This window comes from Bacillus sp. FJAT-14266 (assembly GCF_001719225.1).
In the GTDB taxonomy this organism is placed as follows: domain Bacteria; phylum Bacillota; class Bacilli; order Bacillales; family Bacillaceae; genus Bacillus; species Bacillus subtilis.
Window position 1 is genome coordinate 1,081,877 of the sequence record NZ_CP017072.1, and the last position, 17,460, is coordinate 1,099,336.

The window sequence follows — 17,460 nt, forward strand, 5'->3', positions numbered from 1 at the left end:
TTCAACAGGCAGGTGATCATGGTGAAAGGTACAATAAAAGAAAAATACGGCATTCACATCAGGCAGCTTTCCATGTATCAGCACACATATCAATGCTTTCAGACGCCTAATTCATACTTTCTGATTGTCCCCGTTTCCCAATTCTCAGAAACAGAGCTGGCGGAGCTTTATTACATGAGTCAGTATTTACAAGAACAAAGTGACCCATACGTTTCGGTTTTTATCTTTACAAAAGAAGGTGAATTGACATTTGAACATGAGGGAAAAACGTACGCTCTGCTGAAGGCGGCCCCCCCTTATTCAAACAGGGCGTTCTCCATTGGAGCGGAGCTGGCGGAATTTCACCGAAAAGGCCGAGGATATCCATATGAGGTGAAGGCGGCCGGAAGAATCGGCCAGTGGAAGGATCTGTGGGGAAAACGAATTGATCAGCTGGAAGCATTTTGGCAGAGAAAGGTTCAGACCCCTCCGCATGAGCCATTCGATAAAAAAATGATCGAATCATTTCCATATTATTTAGGACTGTCAGAAAACGCGATACAATATTTAGTGGACACTGAGCTGGATGACAAGCCCCAAGCCGCTGATTCAGGAACGATATGCCATCAGCGGATGGAAAGGCATACATGGTCACCGGAATCATTGATCAGGATTCCGGCCGATTGGGTGTTTGACCACGCTTCCCGTGATTTGGCTGAATATATGAGGCATACGTTTTTGCATCACAGACAAGATTTTAATCAGCAGGGCTTTCTCTTTTTACAGGAATACGAGCAAGTCACACCGCTGTCTTCATTTTCGAAACGCCTTTTATACAGCCGTCTGCTTTTCCCGCTTCATTATTTTGAAATCGTAGAAAGCTATTACATGTCATCAGAATCAGAAAAGCATTATTTTGAAGAACAGCTTAACTTCATTCTTAATGACTGTGGGCGTTATGAACAATTTCTCAATACAGCGCAGGAATTCATGAATATGCGGGCGCAGAAGCTGTTTGTTCCACGCGTCAGCTGGCTCGGCAAAGGCAGCTCAGGGTGAGGAGAAAATCTGACAAAAATAATTAGAAAATAAAGAATCTTGTCATATCAATGCGTTAAGCGTTTACATTCGCAAAATTCAGCCTAATGCTGTCTTGTCAAAACAGGAGCGGGCTTATATAATGTTTGTAACTTATATGTCTGTGTTGAGTTAACAATTGTCTTTTTCAAGAGGACAACCAAAAGAAAGGTGGAGTTTTTTTGAAAGCGATTCGTGTAGGGCTTTTAGGTTTAGGTACCGTCGGAAGCGGTGTCGTTAAAATTATTCAAGACCATCAGGATAAGCTTATGCATCAGGTCGGCTGTCCGGTTACGATAAAAAAAGTGCTTGTAAAAGATTTAGAGAAAAAGAGAGAAGTAGATTTGCCGAAGGAAGTGCTCACGACAGAAGTGTATGATGTCATTGATGATCCAGATGTTGATGTCGTCATCGAGGTGATCGGCGGCGTTGAACAGACAAAACAATATTTGGTCGACGCGCTGAGATCGAAAAAGCATGTTGTCACAGCAAACAAGGACTTAATGGCTGTGTACGGCTCCGAGCTGCTTGCCGAAGCGAAGGAAAATGGATGCGATATCTACTTTGAAGCCAGTGTTGCCGGCGGGATTCCGATTCTGCGCACGTTAGAGGAAGGCCTCTCATCAGATCGAATTACAAAAATGATGGGAATTGTGAACGGCACAACAAACTTTATCTTAACCAAAATGATCAAAGAGAAAAGCCCATACGAGGAAGTGCTCAAGGAAGCGCAGGATCTCGGTTTTGCCGAAGCTGATCCGACTTCTGACGTGGAAGGGCTTGACGCCGCACGGAAAATGGCGATATTGGCGCGCCTCGGCTTCTCGATGAACGTGGATCTGGAAGACGTCAAAGTAAAGGGGATCTCCCAAATTACAGACGAGGACATCAGCTTCAGCAAACGCCTCGGCTATACAATGAAGCTGATCGGGATTGCTCAGCGTGACGGCAGCAAAATCGAGGTCAGCGTACAGCCGACACTGCTTCCTGACCATCATCCGCTTTCTGCTGTTCATAATGAGTTTAACGCTGTTTATGTATACGGCGAGGCTGTCGGTGAGACGATGTTCTACGGGCCGGGAGCCGGAAGCATGCCGACAGCGACATCCGTTGTTTCTGACCTCGTCGCTGTCATGAAAAATATGCGCCTCGGTGTAACCGGCAACAGCTTTGTCGGACCGCAATATGAGAAAAACATGAAATCGCCGTCTGACATTTATGCACAGCAGTTTTTAAGAATTCATGTGAAAGATGAGGTCGGTTCATTCTCGAAAATTACATCTGTGTTCTCAGAGCGGGGCGTGAGCTTTGAAAAAATCCTTCAGCTGCCAATTAAAGGCCATGATGAGTTAGCTGAAATCGTAATTGTCACACATCATACATCAGAAGCTGATTTCAGTGATATCCTGCAAAACCTAAATGATTTGGAAGTCGTTCAAGAAGTCAAAAGCACATATCGTGTAGAAGGGAACGGTTGGAGCTAATGTGGAAAGGACTTATCCATCAATATAAAGAATTTTTACCTGTAACAGATCAAACACCGGCGCTAACTTTACATGAAGGAAACACACCTCTTATTCACCTGCCGAAGCTGTCTGAGCAGCTCGGAATTGAGCTTCATGTCAAAACGGAAGGCGTCAATCCTACGGGATCATTTAAAGATCGCGGAATGGTTATGGCTGTGGCAAAGGCAAAAGAAGAAGGCAATGACACGATTATGTGCGCGTCAACAGGTAACACTTCCGCTGCTGCGGCAGCATATGCAGCCCGCGCTAACATGAAATGCATTGTCATCATCCCGAACGGAAAAATTGCATTTGGAAAACTCGCTCAAGCTGTCATGTACGGAGCCGAGATTATCGCAATTGACGGAAACTTTGACGATGCGCTTAAAATTGTTCGTTCCATCTGTGAGAAATCACCGATTGCCCTTGTCAACTCAGTCAATCCTTACCGCATTGAAGGCCAAAAAACTGCTGCCTTCGAAGTGTGCGAACAGCTGGGGGAAGCGCCTGATGTTTTAGCGATCCCGGTCGGAAACGCGGGAAACATCACTGCGTACTGGAAGGGCTTCAAGGAATATCATGAGAAAAACGGCACAGGCCTTCCGAAAATGCGCGGCTTTGAAGCTGAGGGTGCGGCGGCAATCGTGCGCAATGAAGTGATTGAAAATCCGGAAACAATAGCGACAGCCATTCGTATCGGAAACCCGGCAAGCTGGGACAAAGCTGTAAAGGCAGCCGAGGAATCCAATGGGAAAATTGACGAAGTCACTGATGATGAAATCCTTCACGCATATCAGCTGATCGCCCGTGTAGAAGGCGTGTTTGCAGAACCGGGTTCTTGCGCGTCTATCGCAGGAGTGCTGAAACAGGTGAAATCCGGAGAAATTCCGAAAGGCAGCAAGGTCGTAGCTGTGTTAACAGGAAACGGACTGAAAGATCCGAACACAGCGGTCGACATTTCAGAAATCAAGCCTGTCACATTGCCGACTGATGAAGACAGCATCCTTGAATATGTAAAAGGAGCGGCCCGTGTATGAACGAAGCCGACATGCTGTTCTCTGTCACTGTTCCCGGAAGCACAGCTAACCTAGGCCCCGGCTTTGATTCAGTCGGAATGGCGCTCAGCAGATATTTGAAGCTGACCGTCTTTGAAAGCGACAAATGGTCTTTTGAGGCTGAAACAGAAACAGTCGCCGGAATTCCGGCGGGTACAGATAACCTGATCTATCAAGTGGCTAAACGGACCGCAGACTTGTACGGAAAAGAAATGCCTCCTGTCCATGTGAAGGTGTGGAGCGACATCCCGCTTGCACGCGGCCTTGGCAGCAGCGCCGCGGCGATTGTAGCGGCCATTGAACTGGCTGATGAATTATGCGGCTTAAAGCTGTCTGAAGCGGACAAGCTGCATTTAGCCAGTCTAGAAGAAGGACACCCGGACAATGCTGGCGCTTCTCTCGTCGGCGGACTTGTGATCGGCCTGCATGAGGATGACGAGACCCAAATGATCCGCGTCCCGAATGCTGACATTGACGTAGTCGTTGTCATTCCTTTTTACGAAGTGCTGACAAGAGACGCGAGAGACGTGCTTCCGAAGGAGTTTCCATATGCCGACGCCGTAAAAGCAAGTGCTGTCAGCAATATTCTCATTGCTGCGATCATGTCCAAGGATTGGCCGCTCGTCGGGAAAATCATGAAGAAGGATATGTTCCATCAGCCGTACCGGGCGATGCTTGTGCCTGAGCTGTCAAAAGTAGAGCACGTCGCCGAGATGAAGGGCGCATATGGAACGGCTCTCAGCGGAGCAGGCCCGACGATTCTCGTCATGACCGAAAAAGGAAAGGGAGAAGAGCTAAAAGAACAGCTCGCGCTTCATTTCCCTCATTGTGAAGTAGACGCTTTGACCGTTCCGAAAGAGGGAAGTATAATAGAGCGAAATCCTTTATATCAAGTAAAAAGTGTATAGATCATGCCAAGCGTTCCTCAGCGTCAGCAGAGGGCGCTTTTTTTTGCTGGAGATAAAGGAGTTTTTATTTAGAAAAACGAAATACATGTAAAAAGGAGGAGATGAATATGAAAAAGCTGATAACCGCAGACGACATCACAGCGATTGTCTCTGTGACCGATCCTCAATACGCCCCAGACGGCACCCGTGCCGCATATGTAAAATCACAAGTAAATCAAGAGAAAGATTCGTATACATCAAATATATGGATCTATGAAACGAAAACGGGCGGGTCTGTTCCTTGGACACATGGAGAAAAGCGAAGCACCGACCCAAGATGGTCTCCGGACGGGCGCACGCTTGCCTTTATTTCTGATCGAGAAGGCGATGCGGCACAGCTGTATATGATGAGCGCTGAAGGCGGAGAAGCGAGAAAACTGACTGATATCCCGTATGGCGTGTCAAAGCCAATATGGTCCCCGGATGGCGAATCGATTCTGGTCACTGTCAGTTTGGGAGAGGGAGAAAGCATTGATGACCGAGAAAAAACAGAGCAGGACAGCTATGAACCTGTTGAGGTGCAAAGCCTCTCCTACAAACGGGACGGCAAAGGGCTGACGAGAGGCGCGTATGCCCAGCTTGTGCTTGTCAGCGTAAAGTCGGGTGAGATGAAGGAGCTGACAAGTCACAAAGCTGATCATGGTGATCCTGCTTTTTCTCCTGACGGCAAATGGCTTGTTTTCTCAGCTAATTTAACTGAAACAGATGATGCCAGCAAGCCGCATGATGTTTACATAATGTCACTGGAGTCTGGAGATCTTAAGCAGGTTACACCTCATCGCGGCTCATTCGGATCTAGTTCATTTTCACCAGACGGAAGGTATCTTGCTTTGCTTGGAAATGAAAAGGAATATAAGAATGCAACGCTCTCAAAGGCGTGGCTCTTTGATATCGAACAAGGCCGCCTCACATGTCTGACTGAGATGCTGGACGTTCATTTAGCGGATGCGCTGATTGGAGATTCATTGATCGGTGGTGCTGAACAGCGCCCGATTTGGACAAAGGACAGCCAAGGGTTTTATGTCATCGGCACAGATCAAGGCAGTACGGGCATCTATTATATTTCGATTGAAGGCCTTGTGTATGCAGTTCGTCTGGAAAAAGAGTACATCAATAGCTTTTCTCTTTCACCTGATGAACAGCACTTTATTGCCAGTGTGACAAAGCCGGACAGACCGAGTGAGCTTTACAGTATCCCGCTTGGACAGGAAGAGAAACAGCTGACTGGCGCGAATGACAAGTTTGCCAGTGAGCATATGATATCAATACCTGAAGAGATTCAATATGCTACAGAAGACGGCGTGACGGTGAACGGCTGGCTGATGAAGCCTGCACAAATGGAAGGTGAGACAACATATCCACTTATTCTCAACATACACGGCGGTCCGCATATGATGTACGGACATACATATTTTCATGAGTTTCAGGTGCTGGCGGCGAAAGGATACGCGGTCGTTTATATCAATCCGAGAGGAAGCCACGGCTACGGGCAGGAATTTGTGAATGCGGTCAGAGGAGATTATGGAGGAAAGGATTATGACGATGTGATGCAAGCTGTGGATGAGGCTATCAAGCGAGATCCGCATATTGAACCTAAGCGGCTCGGTGTCACGGGCGGAAGCTACGGAGGTTTTATGACCAACTGGATCGTCGGGCAGACGAACCGCTTTAAAGCTGCCGTTACCCAGCGCTCGATATCAAACTGGATCAGCTTTCACGGCGTCAGTGATATCGGCTATTTCTTTACAGACTGGCAGCTTGAGCATGACATGTTTGAGGACACAGAAAAGCTCTGGGACCGGTCTCCTTTAAAATACGCAGCAAACGTGGAGACACCGCTTTTGATACTTCATGGCGAGCGGGATGACCGATGCCCGATCGAGCAGGCGGAGCAGCTGTTTATCGCTCTGAAAAAAATGGGCAAGGAAACCATGCTTGTCCGTTTTCCGAAAGCATCGCACAATTTGTCACGCACCGGACACCCAAGACAGCGGATCAAGCGCCTGAATTATATCAGCTCATGGTTTGACCAATATCTCTAATAAAAAAAGCCAGGCTGATCAAATATCCGCCTGGCTGCTTTATTAAAAGACTTGTTCTACTTCAACGACACCCGGCACTTCTTCTAGAAGAGCGCGCTCAATTCCGGCTTTCAGCGTAATTGTTGAACTTGGGCAGCTGCCGCATGCGCCTAGAAGGCGAAGCTTAACGATACCTTCATCTACGTCTACAAGCTCACAGTCACCGCCGTCACGAAGTAAAAACGGACGAAGTTTGTCCAGTACTTCCTGCACCTGTTCTTTCATTTCAACTTCAGTCATGACATTCGCTCCTTTCGTCGTCATAAAACCATTATATTCAGTGTAACAATAAAAATCTATTGTTTGGTTTGCAAAGTTGCTCTCCCTATTATAGCACATTCAGACTTCAACACAAAAACGGTTTTTTTCTATAAAAACGCCCTTTGGCTCTGTATACTTAAAAGAAAGGACTTACATAGGAGAAGGGGGCGTTTACAAGTGATGAAACCAGTCATGCTAAGCGTGTACGGAGCAGAAACCGTTTGTGCGAGCTGTGTCAATATGCCGACAGCCAAGGATACATACGAGTGGCTTGAGGCTGCGCTGAAAAGAAAATATCCAAATCAGCCTTTTGAGATGCAGTACATCGATATTTATGAGCCGCCTGACAATGAACATGCGAAAGAGCTTGCGGAAAAAATCAGAAATGACGAGTATTTTTATCCGCTTGTGCTCGTAGAAGACAAAATTGTCGGTGAAGGCAATCCAAAATTAAAAGACGTTTATGAGGAAATGGAGAAGCATGGGTATACAGAAAACCGCTGACTTGATCAGCGGTTCTTCTCTATCATTAACCGTTATGGTGTTTATACATCCACAGCAAGCCGGATTTCAGCATACGCGGAACACGGCCGATCAGCGGACGGTCAGCAACAAGCCCGAAGCCGGCTTTTTTTCCGAGTGAACCGAGGACGCCTTTCAGCTTAAACTGCGGCATTGATTCAGGCAGGGCTTCTCCATTCCATCGTTTTTGCAAGATTTGGACAATCTGCTCTGCTTGAGCCTCTGCCAGCTGGGCGCTCGGTGCATGAGGAAGGCTGGCGCAATCGCCGACAACGTACAGATGTTCATCACCTGGAAGATTATGATGAGGCGTTAATACAATACGCCCTTGTGCGTCCTTCTCCACATCTAAGTCTCTGACGACTTTGTTTGGCTGGATGCCGGCTGTCCACACGATGGCGTCTGCAGAAATCGGATCATCGTGGTTATACACAACGCCTTCTTCTACTTTTGTGATATTTGCCCTGTTAATAATGCGGACACCGTGCTCTTCGAACCATTTTTGCACATATTTGCTTAAACGCTCGGGAAAGCTTGATAAAATGAGATTACCGCGGTCGAACAAAATAATGTTCAGGTCATCACGGCTTTCTCTCAATTCACTTGCAAGCTCAACGCCGCTTAAGCCCGCTCCGACAATGGCGACGGTGGCATTAGCGCTCAGATTATTCAGCTTTTGGTAGGTTTCGCGGGACTGATCGATGGTTTGAATACTGTAGGTGAATTCAGGCGCTCCCGGCACGTTGTGATATTTATCCTCACAGCCGAGCCCGATTACGGCGTCATCGTAAGAAATCGGTTCACGATCTTGGAACAGCACTTGTTTTTGTACAATATCAATTGATGTGATATCACCGTATTGGACATCCAGGCGAGGGTGCTCTGGGAATGACACTCTGATATGATGGTCAGAAATTGTGCCTGCGGCAAGGGCATAATATTCTGTTTTCAAGCAGTGATAAGGATTTCTGTCAATTAACGTGATTGAAACATCATCAGGCAGCTGGTTTGGCAATAAGCGATGAAGAACGCGCATGTTCCCGTAACCTCCGCCGATCAAGACCAATTTTTTCATTTGAATTCCCCTTTAATCCGAAGAGTATGATAGATACATTGAAGAAAATACGAACTATGTAAAATAACATCTAGAATTATATCGAATTTGATCTAAAATCACAATAATAGTTTCAAAATAACCTACAATTTAGCCTGAAAACACAAATTAGTAAAACGTTATTTGAGAAATAATATGTTACGATAATAAATTTTGAATCATCCGTTGTCTTTGACGAATAGTGAAAAATTCGCGATAATGGACATATGTGAGGTGAAACCGCATGAATCCAATGATTGAATTTTGTGTCAGCAATCTGGCTCACGGCTCTCAGGAAGCCCGGGCGATTTTGGAGAAGGATCCCAACCTTGATGTCCTTGAATATGGCTGCTTAAGCTACTGCGGGACATGCATGGAATCGCTTTTCGCTCTGGTAAACGGAGAAGTCGTCATGGGTGAAACGCCTGCTGAGCTTGTTGAGAATATATATACCTTTATTGAAGAAAATCCAATGTTTTAAAGAAAAGGGCCTGGACGGGCCCTTTTTTATTTTGCCGTACAAAAGAACTAAAAAAATGTGTAGACATCAAAAAATATTATTGTTATCGTATAAAAGATATTTTTTTAAATAAAATTTAAGAGGTGTACGAGTATTCATGAATGTTCTGTGGGGGCTGCTGGGCGCAGTTGCGATCATTGCTATCGCGTTTTTATTTTCAGAAAAGAAAAGCAATATTAAGATAAGAACCGTCATCGTTGGTTTATGCACACAGGTGGCGTTTGGATACATCGTGTTGAAATGGGAAGCGGGACGCGCTGTTTTTTTATGGTTTTCAAGCCGTGTACAGCTTCTGATTGACTATGCGAATGAAGGCATCAGTTTTATTTTTGGACCGCTTCTAAAGGTCGGAGACAGTCCGGCCTTTGCATTAAGTGTACTGCCCGTTATCATTTTCTTCTCAGCACTGATTGCAGTTTTATATCATTTGAAAATCATGCAGCTCGTTTTCCGTGTCATTGGCGGCGGATTGTCGAAGCTCCTTGGAACAAGCAAAACGGAATCTCTGGCGGCTGCTGCCAATATTTTTGTAGGACAATCAGAATCTCCGTTAGTGATCAAACCCCTGATTGCCGGGCTGACGCGCTCTGAGTTGTTTACGATTATGACGAGCGGTCTATCGGCAGTTGCGGGATCTACCTTGTTTGGGTACGCGCTTCTTGGTATTCCGATTGAATATTTGCTGGCGGCCAGCTTTATGGCTGCTCCAGCTGGACTAGTCTTTGGTAAATTGATTATACCCGAAACGGAAAAAACGCAAACCGTAAAAAGCGATTTCAAAATGGATGAAGGCGAAGGCGCAGCCAATGTCATTGACGCAGCTGCAAAGGGAGCGTCAACAGGACTGCAAATTGCGTTAAACGTTGGGGCGATGCTGCTTGCGTTTGTTGCGTTAATCGCTGTAGTAAACGGTATTCTCGGCGGGGCTTTCGGCTTGTTCGGTTTAAAAGGCGTAACATTAGAATCCATTCTCGGCTATGTGTTTTCTCCTATCGCCTTTTTGATTGGCGTGCCTTGGCATGAAGCATTGCAGGCGGGAAGCTATATCGGCCAGAAATTGGTGCTGAATGAGTTTGTCGCTTATTCTAACTTCGGTCCGCACATCGGCGAGTTTTCTAAGAAAACTGCTACCATTATCAGTTTCGCGTTATGCGGATTCGCCAATTTTTCATCAATTGCGATTATGCTTGGTACGCTGGGCGGATTAGCACCCAGCCGCCGTTCAGATATCGCGCGTCTCGGCCTGAAGGCTGTTCTTGCAGGAACATTAGCCAATCTGCTCAGCGCAGCCATTGCCGGCATGTTTATATAAACGATAAAAGCTCCTTGCGTCAGTGCAAGGAGCTTTTATGTATGAAAAACGGGGGATAATTGTATTGTGTCCGCTTATAATAGCTTTTATACTAAGAAAAAGAAAAAAAGTTGGAGGCACCTATGAACTCATTTCGATTTACCAAAATGCACGGCCTGGGAAACAGTTATATTTATGTGAATCAATTTGAAGAACAGCTTCCAGAAGAAAAACTGTCAGAGATTGCAATTCAGGTTTCTTCTGTTTATACAGGGATCGGATCCGACGGAATGATCCTGATATGCCCATCAGACCAAGCGCCTGTTAAAATGCGGATTTTTAATAATGACGGATCTGAAGGGAAAAACTGCGGCAACGGCCTGCGCTGCGTCGCAAAATACGCATATGAGCATAAGCTGGTTGAGGAAACATCTTTTCTGATTGAAACTCTCTCCGGGCTTGTGAAAGCGGAGGTTCAAGTCGAAAACGGAAAAGTGAATGTGGTCACTGTCGATATGGGCGAACCGCGCTTGACAAAATCCGAGCTCCCGATGCTTGACGGCGGGGAAGAGCACACAATCAATGAAACGATGGCATTTGGTGAAGTAGAACTAACAGGCACTGCCGTTTCAATGGGAAATCCGCATATCGTTTTTCCGATCGCAGACATTGAACAGGCACCCTTAACGACACTGGGGCCGGTGATTGAGAAAGATCCGAGATTTCCGGAAGGCATCAATGTGGAATTCGTTGAAACCGTGAATGAACAAGAATTGCATTTCCGCGTCTGGGAACGGGGATCAGGGATTACTCAGGCATGCGGGACAGGAGCATGTGCAGCGGCGGTCGCATCTGTATTAAACGGCGTATCAAAGCGAAATCAAGACATCACGGTGCATTTAGCAGGCGGGGATTTGGTGATAAACTGGAAAGATAACGGCCATGTAATGATGACAGGGCCGGCTGAAACCGTTTGTGAGGGTGTCTATTTCTTGTAAAACACCTTGTTTGAGAATTGGAACGATCATGTTTATAATAAAAGACAGCAACCGGTTTTTAAAAGGAGGTTCACAATGATGAGCAACCCGGTAACAATTACAGAAGCAGCAGCTTTGCATATAAAAGATATGATGAAAGAGCATGAAGAAGAAAACGCGTTTCTGCGTGTAGGCGTCAAAGGCGGCGGCTGCAGCGGACTTTCTTACGGCATGGGCTTTGAGCATGAAAAGAGTGAATCAGACAGTGTGTTTGATCAGCACGGCATCACTGTTCTAGTTGACAAAGAAAGCCTTGACATCATGAACGGCACCGTGATTGATTATAAACAATCCATGCTCGGCGGCGGCTTCACCATCGACAATCCAAACGCCATCGCTTCATGCGGCTGCGGTTCTTCGTTCAGAACAGCAACGAATGCAGGCAAGCCTGAAGAGTGCTAAGCACTAAAAACGGATAGCAACTATTACTGACGCTTTTCTTAGCGATAAATCATCGTTAAGGGAGGCGTTTTTATTATGGGGAAATGATGCAGAGAGTTCCGGGAACTTCGGCAAGAGAAACGCTGCTTTGTTGTTTGATTTTTGTTGTAAATACAGCAAAGTTACGATATATTTAATGCGGAGTATATTTTATTGCATTTACAACAAAATCACGATAGGGAGTTGATGATGAAGAAGATTTTTGGAATGGTAACAAGGTCAGTATCTGTTCCGTGTTTAAATATATTAAAAAGGGACACAAGACAATTGAATTTTAAATAAAGGGGCTGAATCCGAACAATGAGTGTAAAAATGAAAAAATGCAGCCGGGAAGATTTACAAACACTTCAACAATTGAGTATTGAAACATTCAATGACACTTTTAAAGAACAGAACTCACCTGAAAATATGAAAGCCTATTTAGAAAGCGCATTTAACACTGAGCAGCTGGAAAAAGAGTTATCCAATATGTCTTCGCAATTCTTTTTTATTTACTTTGATCATGAAATCGCTGGATATGTAAAGGTCAATATCGATGATGCTCAGTCTGAAGAAATGGGTGCTGAATCACTTGAAATCGAGAGAATTTATATAAAGAACAGCTTTCAAAAACATGGGCTTGGCAAACATCTGTTGAATAAAGCTATAGAAATTGCGCTGGAACGTAATAAAACGAACATTTGGCTAGGTGTGTGGGAAAAAAATGAAAATGCCATTGCCTTTTATAAGAAAATGGGGTTTGTTCAGACCGGCGCCCACTCTTTTTATATGGGTGATGAAGAACAAACGGATTTAATCATGGCTAAAACACTCATATAATATTTTTCGAAGGGTGGATGATGATGTATATTCCAAAATATTTTAAAGTCACAAATGCTGAAGAAATTTGGAATTTTGTACAAGAAAACTCCTTTGGTACGGTTGTCACAACAGAACAAGGAAAACCAATTGCCACACATTTGCCGTTAGGATTCAATAAAAAAGATGATCATTACTATATTACGGGGCATTTCGCTTATGGAAATCCTCAGTGGAGAACGTTTGAAGCCTGTGAAGATGTGCTTGTGATGTTTCAGGGACCGCACGCTTATATTTCTTCTTCCTGGTATTCGCGCGAAAATGTTCCGACGTGGAATTATCAGGCTGTCCACATGTATGGAAAAGCAAGTATGTTAGAGAAAGATGAATTAGCAGAAGAATTAACAATCATGCTGGAGAAATACGAAAAACATCGTGACAATCCTGTTTTATGGGATAAGCTTTCTCCAAAACTCTTAGAACGTGAATTGAAAGGTATCGTTGGATTTAAGATTAAGGTGGAAGACATTCAAGCGGCATATAAATTAAGCCAGAACCGAAATGAAACGGATTATATGAACATCATTGAACAGTTGCAAAATGAAGAAAATCCAAATGCAAAACAAATGGCAGAACTGATGGAAAATAAATTCAAAAAGCAAATATAAGCTTACTTTGCTGAAGAAGTAGCAGAAAACGCCAAGTCAAGCGGAGAACCGCTGACTTGGCGTTTTTTTATGATTAATATTTATCCCCATTAAAAATGGAATTCTTCACAATCACATAATCCACATTGCGGATGGCGTCAAGTTTTGTTCCGCCTGCATAAGAAATAGAAGATTGAAGATCCTGCTCCATTTCAATCAGTGTATCCTTGATTGAGCCTTTATGCGCCACGTGCATTTTTTTGCCTTCGACATTTTTCTTTTCGCCTTTTTGGAATTCAGAGGCTGAGCCGAAGTACTCCTTGTAAAGCTTTCCGTCTTTTTCGATCGTTTGGCCTGGCGATTCTTCGTGTCCGGCAAATAGTGAACCGATCATGACCATCGTTGCGCCGAATCGGATTGATTTTGCGATGTCGCCATGGGTGCGGATGCCGCCATCCGCGATAATCGGTTTGCTGGCAGCCTTGGCACACCAGCGCAGCGCCGCTAATTGCCAGCCGCCTGTGCCGAAGCCGGTTTTGATTTTCGTAATACATACTTTTCCCGGTCCGATGCCGACTTTAGTGGCATCCGCTCCCGCATTTTCAAGCTCTCTGACCGCTTCCGGCGTTCCGACATTGCCAGCAATAACAAAGCTGTCCGGCAAATGTTTTTTAAGGTGCTGGATCATTTCAATGACAGCATTTGAGTGCCCGTGAGCAATGTCAATTGTCACGTATTCAGGAGTCAGATTTTCTTCTGCCAGCTGGCGGACAAATTCATACTCCTCATCTTTGACGCCCACGCTGATAGAAGAGAATAACCCGCGTGCGTTCATATCTTTAATAAAATCAATTCGTGTCTCAGGCTCAAATCGGTGCATGACATAAAAGTAGCCATTTTCGGCTAATTGAATCGCTAGCTTCTCATCTATAATCGTCTGCATATTGGCAGGGACGACGGGCAATTTAAATGTACGTCCGCCTAAACGTACGGATGTATCACATTCTGAACGGCTATTCACAATGCATTTTGCAGGAATTAGCTGAATATCTTCGTAATCAAATACGTTTTCCATGGTTTTCACTCCTAAAAACGAATATTTAAAAGTATAATATATGAAATGTTCGCCTTCTATAATGTACTCTGTTTTATTTAGGATGTCAAACATTATGATTTGCTGGCAGGTGTGGTGCAAGTGCCGAAGCTTGTCATGCAGGGTGAGTTTAGGTATCATAGTTTTAACGAATGGTCTTAGAGAGCGGATCAAAACGCGAATGATATACGTTCAGCAAAGCTTGGTCGTTCAGCACCAGGCTTTCTTTATGGCATGGACATAGGAAAGGAGCGAATAAGATGGCCCAAAACGAAGAAAAAACACCGAAGTCCCAAAAGATTCAGGACCGCATTATTATGGCAATGATCTGGGTAGTCGCAGCCCTTGTGATTGCGCTGGTTGTAGGAACTGCATTGAATTATATAAATATCTTCAAATAAAAAAGGAGCTGTGTCGCAGACACAAGCTCCTTTTTTTTATTTATTTTCAAAAAGACTTGTTGAATGAAGAGGCTGTACGCGGGCTTTCGGGTCCATGTAAGCCTTGGCGTTGTTCACTGCTGTCGGTGCCTCACCGAAGCCGCTGGCAATCAGGTTGACTTTTCCTTCGTATGTACAAATGTCACCTGCTGCAAAGAAGCCTTCGATATTTGTTTCCATTGTTGATTTCACGACAATGGAATTTTTCTCGATGTCCAGGCCCCAGTTTTTGATCGGTCCAAGAGATGAAACGAAACCGTAGTTGACGATTAAGTCATCAATTTCTAAAATCTCTTTGCGGTCGCCTTTCACTTCTTCAAGCACTAGCTGTTCGATTTTGTCTTCGCCGATCAGCTCCGCAGGGACGAATGGTGTCAGGACATTAACCTTCGACGCATGAAGGTTTTCCACACTGTGCTCGTGCGCACGGAACTTGTCGCGGCGGTGTATGATCGATACTTCTTTTGCGATTGGCTCAAGCATAAGCGCCCAATCAACCGCGGAATCTCCACCGCCAAGGATCGCAACGCGTCTGCCGGCGAATTTTTGCAGATCATCAACGAAGTAATGGAGGTTTTTGCCTTCATACTGCTCGGCATTTTCAAGTTCCAGCTTTCTCGGTTTGAATGCGCCGTTTCCTGCAGTGATGATGACCGTTTTAGAGTAGTGGGTTTCTTCATTTGTTACAAGCTTAAACACGCCGTCCGCTTGTTTCTCAACAGATTCAACCGCTTGCTCCAGACAAATGGTTTGGTCGAATTTCGCCATTTGCTCTTTTAAGTTATTGATAAGCTCTTGCGCACGGATTTTCGGGAATCCCGCTACATCATATATATACTTCTCAGGGTATAGGGCGCTAAGCTGTCCGCCGAGCTGAGGCAGGCTTTCGATAATTTTGACGCTTGCCTGTCTCATCCCGCCGTAAAAAGCGGTGAATAAGCCGACCGGTCCCCCGCCTATAATTGTAATATCATAAACCTTTGTATCCTCTCGCATACGAAAATTGCCTCCTAAATGAAAATTGTTATTAATTATACCATATTGCCGTTCAAATTGACGAGTCAGCAGAAAAAATCGTAAGGATCTAACGTGCCCATCCGTTCTTGAAAATATTTCCGCAGGCCGCTACGATAATAACCAAATGAAATGATCTTTTTCTGAATGTTTCTTGGGCCAGCCGGATAAACATGATAATAGTGCTACGGGTAAGGACTTCACAAAAAACTTTTCAATATATTTCATAAAATCCCGCCAATAAGCTGAAGCTAACACAAATGATGATTTTATTATGGGTCTAACAAAAGCAAAAAAAGAGAAGGTGGATGTGATGGCATTGAATAAGCCCAAAATCGTGATTTTAGGTGCAGGATATGGCGGATTGATGACGGTGACAAGGCTGACGAAGTATGTCGGGCCGAATGATGCTGACATTACGCTTGTAAATAAACACAATTATCATTATGAAACGACATGGATGCATGAAGCGAGCGCGGGTACGCTCCATCATGACCGCTGCCGTTATCAGATAAAAGATGTAATCAACCAGTCACGGGTGAATTTTGTACAGGATACCGTAAAGGCAATCAAAATTGATGAGAAAAAAGTTGTGCTTGCGAATGGAGAACTGCAGTACGATTATTTAGTCATCGGGCTCGGCGCCGTGCCTGAAACGTTCGGCATTAAAGGCTTAAAAGAATATGCGTTTCCGATTGCCAACATCAACACGTCGCGCCTGCTGCGGGAACATATTGAGCTGCAGTTTGCGACTTACAATACGGAAGCGGAAAAACGGCCGGACAGGTTAACGATCGTTGTTGGCGGTGCCGGATTTACGGGAATTGAATTTCTTGGCGAACTGGCTGCTCGCGTGCCGGAGCTCTGTAAGGAATATGACGTTGACAGAAGCCTTGTCCGCATCATTTGTGTGGAAGCAGCGCCGACCGTTTTGCCGGGCTTTGATCCGGAACTTGTTGATTACGCCGTACATTATCTTGAGGAAAACGGAGTTGAGTTCAAGATCGGCACGGCTGTACAAGAATGTACCCCGGAAGGAGTCAGAGTCGGCAAAAAAGATGAGGAACCAGAGCAGATCAAATCGCAAACCGTTGTTTGGGCGGCAGGTGTCCGCGGCCATCCGATTGTGGAGGAAGCCGGTTTTGAAAATATGCGCGGCCGGGTGAAAGTCAACCCTGATCTTCGCGCCCCGGGACATGACAATGTCTTTATTCTCGGCGACAGCTCGCTGTTTATGAATGAAGATACAGAGCGTCCGTATCCGCCTACTGCGCAAATTGCAATGCAGCAGGGCATAACGGTCGCTAAAAACCTTGGCAGGCTTATTAAAGGCGGAGAGCTTGAGGAATTCAAGCCGGACATTAAGGGAACAGTGGCTTCTCTTGGCGAGCATAACGCGGTTGGGGTTGTTTATGGCAGAAAGCTGAAAGGCACGCCCGCTTCGTTTATGAAAAAAGTCATTGATAACCGCTCGCTGTTTATGATTGGCGGACTCGGACTGACATTGAAAAAAGGCAAGTTCAAGTTTTTCTAAAAACCCGCGGAAGCGGGTTTTCTTTATTAAAAAACGCCAAAATAAAAAGAGAACGAGAGGAAAACAAGTATGTTTCCGCTTACATCAAAAGATTTGTCACATGATCTGACTTTATTGTTGACAGC

General features: G+C 45.1%; 18 protein-coding genes. 14 read left to right on the forward strand and 4 right to left on the reverse strand.

What is annotated here, in order from left to right:
- Nucleotides 1–18 precede the first annotated feature (18 nt).
- The 5 genes from cotNH to BGM23_RS05635 all read left to right on the forward strand — a co-directional run bounded on the left by cotNH (nt 19) and on the right by BGM23_RS05635 (nt 6,605).
- Nucleotides 19–1,038 (forward strand): spore coat-associated protein CotNH, encoded by a 1,020-nt coding sequence (cotNH, locus tag BGM23_RS05615; protein ID WP_014480751.1) that lies wholly within the window; start codon nt 19–21, stop codon nt 1,036–1,038.
- Between the two features lie 200 nt (nt 1,039–1,238).
- On the forward strand, nt 1,239–2,540 hold the full coding sequence (locus BGM23_RS05620; RefSeq protein ID WP_003228694.1) for a homoserine dehydrogenase: 1,302 nt from the start codon (nt 1,239–1,241) through the stop codon (nt 2,538–2,540).
- Nucleotides 2,540–3,598, forward strand: coding sequence for a threonine synthase (gene thrC / locus BGM23_RS05625; RefSeq protein WP_003228697.1), 1,059 nt, complete (start codon nt 2,540–2,542; stop codon nt 3,596–3,598). The genes BGM23_RS05620 and thrC overlap by 1 nt, the downstream gene beginning before the upstream one ends.
- Nucleotides 3,595–4,524: a homoserine kinase gene (gene thrB, locus BGM23_RS05630; RefSeq protein WP_003228699.1), complete on the forward strand. Its 930-nt coding sequence runs from the start codon at nt 3,595–3,597 to the stop codon at nt 4,522–4,524. The genes thrC and thrB overlap by 4 nt, the downstream gene beginning before the upstream one ends.
- A gap of 107 nt (nt 4,525–4,631) precedes the next feature.
- Nucleotides 4,632–6,605, forward strand: coding sequence for a S9 family peptidase (locus BGM23_RS05635; protein WP_029725887.1), 1,974 nt, complete (start codon nt 4,632–4,634; stop codon nt 6,603–6,605).
- Nucleotides 6,606–6,647: 42 nt separating this feature from the next.
- Here the strand turns inward: BGM23_RS05635 and BGM23_RS05640 are convergent, their stop codons facing one another.
- Entirely contained in the window at nt 6,648–6,983 is a 336-nt protein-coding gene (locus BGM23_RS05640) for a NifU family protein (RefSeq protein ID WP_010886606.1), read from the reverse strand.
- Between the two features lie 99 nt (nt 6,984–7,082).
- Here BGM23_RS05640 and BGM23_RS05645 point away from each other — a divergent pair, with 99 nt between their 5' ends.
- A complete protein-coding gene (locus BGM23_RS05645) occupies nt 7,083–7,409 on the forward strand; it encodes a YuzD family protein (RefSeq protein ID WP_014477874.1) in 327 nt (108 codons plus the stop codon).
- A gap of 25 nt (nt 7,410–7,434) precedes the next feature.
- Here BGM23_RS05645 and BGM23_RS05650 read toward each other — a convergent pair whose 3' ends face one another.
- Nucleotides 7,435–8,502, reverse strand: coding sequence for an NAD(P)/FAD-dependent oxidoreductase (locus BGM23_RS05650; protein WP_003228707.1), 1,068 nt, complete (start codon nt 8,500–8,502; stop codon nt 7,435–7,437).
- Between the two features lie 262 nt (nt 8,503–8,764).
- On the opposite strand from BGM23_RS05650, the gene BGM23_RS05655 reads away from it, so the two are divergent.
- From BGM23_RS05655 to paiB, 6 genes are all read left to right on the forward strand, one after another.
- On the forward strand, nt 8,765–9,001 hold the full coding sequence (locus BGM23_RS05655) for a YuzB family protein (RefSeq protein ID WP_003222913.1): 237 nt from the start codon (nt 8,765–8,767) through the stop codon (nt 8,999–9,001).
- Between the two features lie 136 nt (nt 9,002–9,137).
- Entirely contained in the window at nt 9,138–10,352 is a 1,215-nt protein-coding gene (locus BGM23_RS05660) for a NupC/NupG family nucleoside CNT transporter (protein ID WP_003228710.1), read from the forward strand.
- 122 nt (nt 10,353–10,474) lie between these two features.
- The gene (gene dapF / locus BGM23_RS05665; RefSeq protein WP_003243745.1) at nt 10,475–11,329 is read left to right on the forward strand and encodes a diaminopimelate epimerase; all 855 of its coding nucleotides are present in this window, start codon (nt 10,475–10,477) and stop codon (nt 11,327–11,329) included.
- Nucleotides 11,330–11,407: 78 nt separating this feature from the next.
- Entirely contained in the window at nt 11,408–11,770 is a 363-nt protein-coding gene (locus BGM23_RS05670) for a HesB/IscA family protein (protein ID WP_003244166.1), read from the forward strand.
- A gap of 339 nt (nt 11,771–12,109) precedes the next feature.
- Nucleotides 12,110–12,628 carry a spermidine/spermine N(1)-acetyltransferase gene (gene paiA / locus BGM23_RS05675; RefSeq protein ID WP_029318471.1) on the forward strand — a complete coding sequence of 173 codons (519 nt, stop codon included), beginning with the start codon at nt 12,110–12,112 and terminating at the stop codon, nt 12,626–12,628.
- Between the two features lie 23 nt (nt 12,629–12,651).
- On the forward strand, nt 12,652–13,275 hold the full coding sequence (gene paiB, locus BGM23_RS05680) for a protease synthase/sporulation negative transcriptional regulator PaiB (protein ID WP_014480733.1): 624 nt from the start codon (nt 12,652–12,654) through the stop codon (nt 13,273–13,275).
- 73 nt (nt 13,276–13,348) lie between these two features.
- Here paiB and guaC read toward each other — a convergent pair whose 3' ends face one another.
- Nucleotides 13,349–14,329 carry a GMP reductase gene (guaC, locus tag BGM23_RS05685; protein WP_029725886.1) on the reverse strand — a complete coding sequence of 327 codons (981 nt, stop codon included), beginning with the start codon at nt 14,327–14,329 and terminating at the stop codon, nt 13,349–13,351.
- Nucleotides 14,330–14,607: 278 nt separating this feature from the next.
- Here guaC and BGM23_RS05690 point away from each other — a divergent pair, with 278 nt between their 5' ends.
- Entirely contained in the window at nt 14,608–14,748 is a 141-nt protein-coding gene (locus tag BGM23_RS05690; protein WP_003228723.1) for a hypothetical protein, read from the forward strand.
- A 36-nt stretch (nt 14,749–14,784) separates the two neighbouring features.
- Here BGM23_RS05690 and yumC read toward each other — a convergent pair whose 3' ends face one another.
- Entirely contained in the window at nt 14,785–15,783 is a 999-nt protein-coding gene (gene yumC / locus BGM23_RS05695; RefSeq protein ID WP_003220618.1) for a ferredoxin--NADP reductase 2, read from the reverse strand.
- Nucleotides 15,784–16,114: 331 nt separating this feature from the next.
- Between yumC and BGM23_RS05700 the strand changes: the two genes are divergently transcribed.
- Entirely contained in the window at nt 16,115–17,335 is a 1,221-nt protein-coding gene (locus BGM23_RS05700; RefSeq protein ID WP_010886605.1) for an NAD(P)/FAD-dependent oxidoreductase, read from the forward strand.
- Nucleotides 17,336–17,460 lie beyond the last annotated feature (125 nt).

Excerpts from the sequence above, each read along its gene's own strand:
- paiA (WP_029318471.1), top strand. The coding sequence starts at position 12,110 with ATGAGTGTAAAAATGAAAAAATGCAGCCGGGAAGATTTACAAACACTT.
- guaC (WP_029725886.1), bottom strand. The coding sequence starts at position 14,329 with ATGGAAAACGTATTTGATTACGAAGATATTCAGCTAATTCCTGCAAAA.
- BGM23_RS05635 (WP_029725887.1), top strand. The coding sequence starts at position 4,632 with ATGAAAAAGCTGATAACCGCAGACGACATCACAGCGATTGTCTCTGTG.
- BGM23_RS05640 (WP_010886606.1), bottom strand. The coding sequence starts at position 6,983 with ATGTGCTATAATAGGGAGAGCAACTTTGCAAACCAAACAATAGATTTT.
- BGM23_RS05660 (WP_003228710.1), top strand. The coding sequence starts at position 9,138 with ATGAATGTTCTGTGGGGGCTGCTGGGCGCAGTTGCGATCATTGCTATC.
- thrC (WP_003228697.1), top strand. The coding sequence starts at position 2,540 with ATGTGGAAAGGACTTATCCATCAATATAAAGAATTTTTACCTGTAACA.
- BGM23_RS05690 (WP_003228723.1), top strand. The coding sequence starts at position 14,608 with ATGGCCCAAAACGAAGAAAAAACACCGAAGTCCCAAAAGATTCAGGAC.
- BGM23_RS05650 (WP_003228707.1), bottom strand. The coding sequence starts at position 8,502 with ATGAAAAAATTGGTCTTGATCGGCGGAGGTTACGGGAACATGCGCGTT.
- BGM23_RS05655 (WP_003222913.1), top strand. The coding sequence starts at position 8,765 with ATGAATCCAATGATTGAATTTTGTGTCAGCAATCTGGCTCACGGCTCT.
- BGM23_RS05670 (WP_003244166.1), top strand. The coding sequence starts at position 11,408 with ATGAGCAACCCGGTAACAATTACAGAAGCAGCAGCTTTGCATATAAAA.
- thrB (WP_003228699.1), top strand. The coding sequence starts at position 3,595 with ATGAACGAAGCCGACATGCTGTTCTCTGTCACTGTTCCCGGAAGCACA.
- BGM23_RS05700 (WP_010886605.1), top strand. The coding sequence starts at position 16,115 with ATGGCATTGAATAAGCCCAAAATCGTGATTTTAGGTGCAGGATATGGC.
- paiB (WP_014480733.1), top strand. The coding sequence starts at position 12,652 with ATGTATATTCCAAAATATTTTAAAGTCACAAATGCTGAAGAAATTTGG.
- dapF (WP_003243745.1), top strand. The coding sequence starts at position 10,475 with ATGAACTCATTTCGATTTACCAAAATGCACGGCCTGGGAAACAGTTAT.
- cotNH (WP_014480751.1), top strand. The coding sequence starts at position 19 with ATGGTGAAAGGTACAATAAAAGAAAAATACGGCATTCACATCAGGCAG.
- yumC (WP_003220618.1), bottom strand. The coding sequence starts at position 15,783 with ATGCGAGAGGATACAAAGGTTTATGATATTACAATTATAGGCGGGGGA.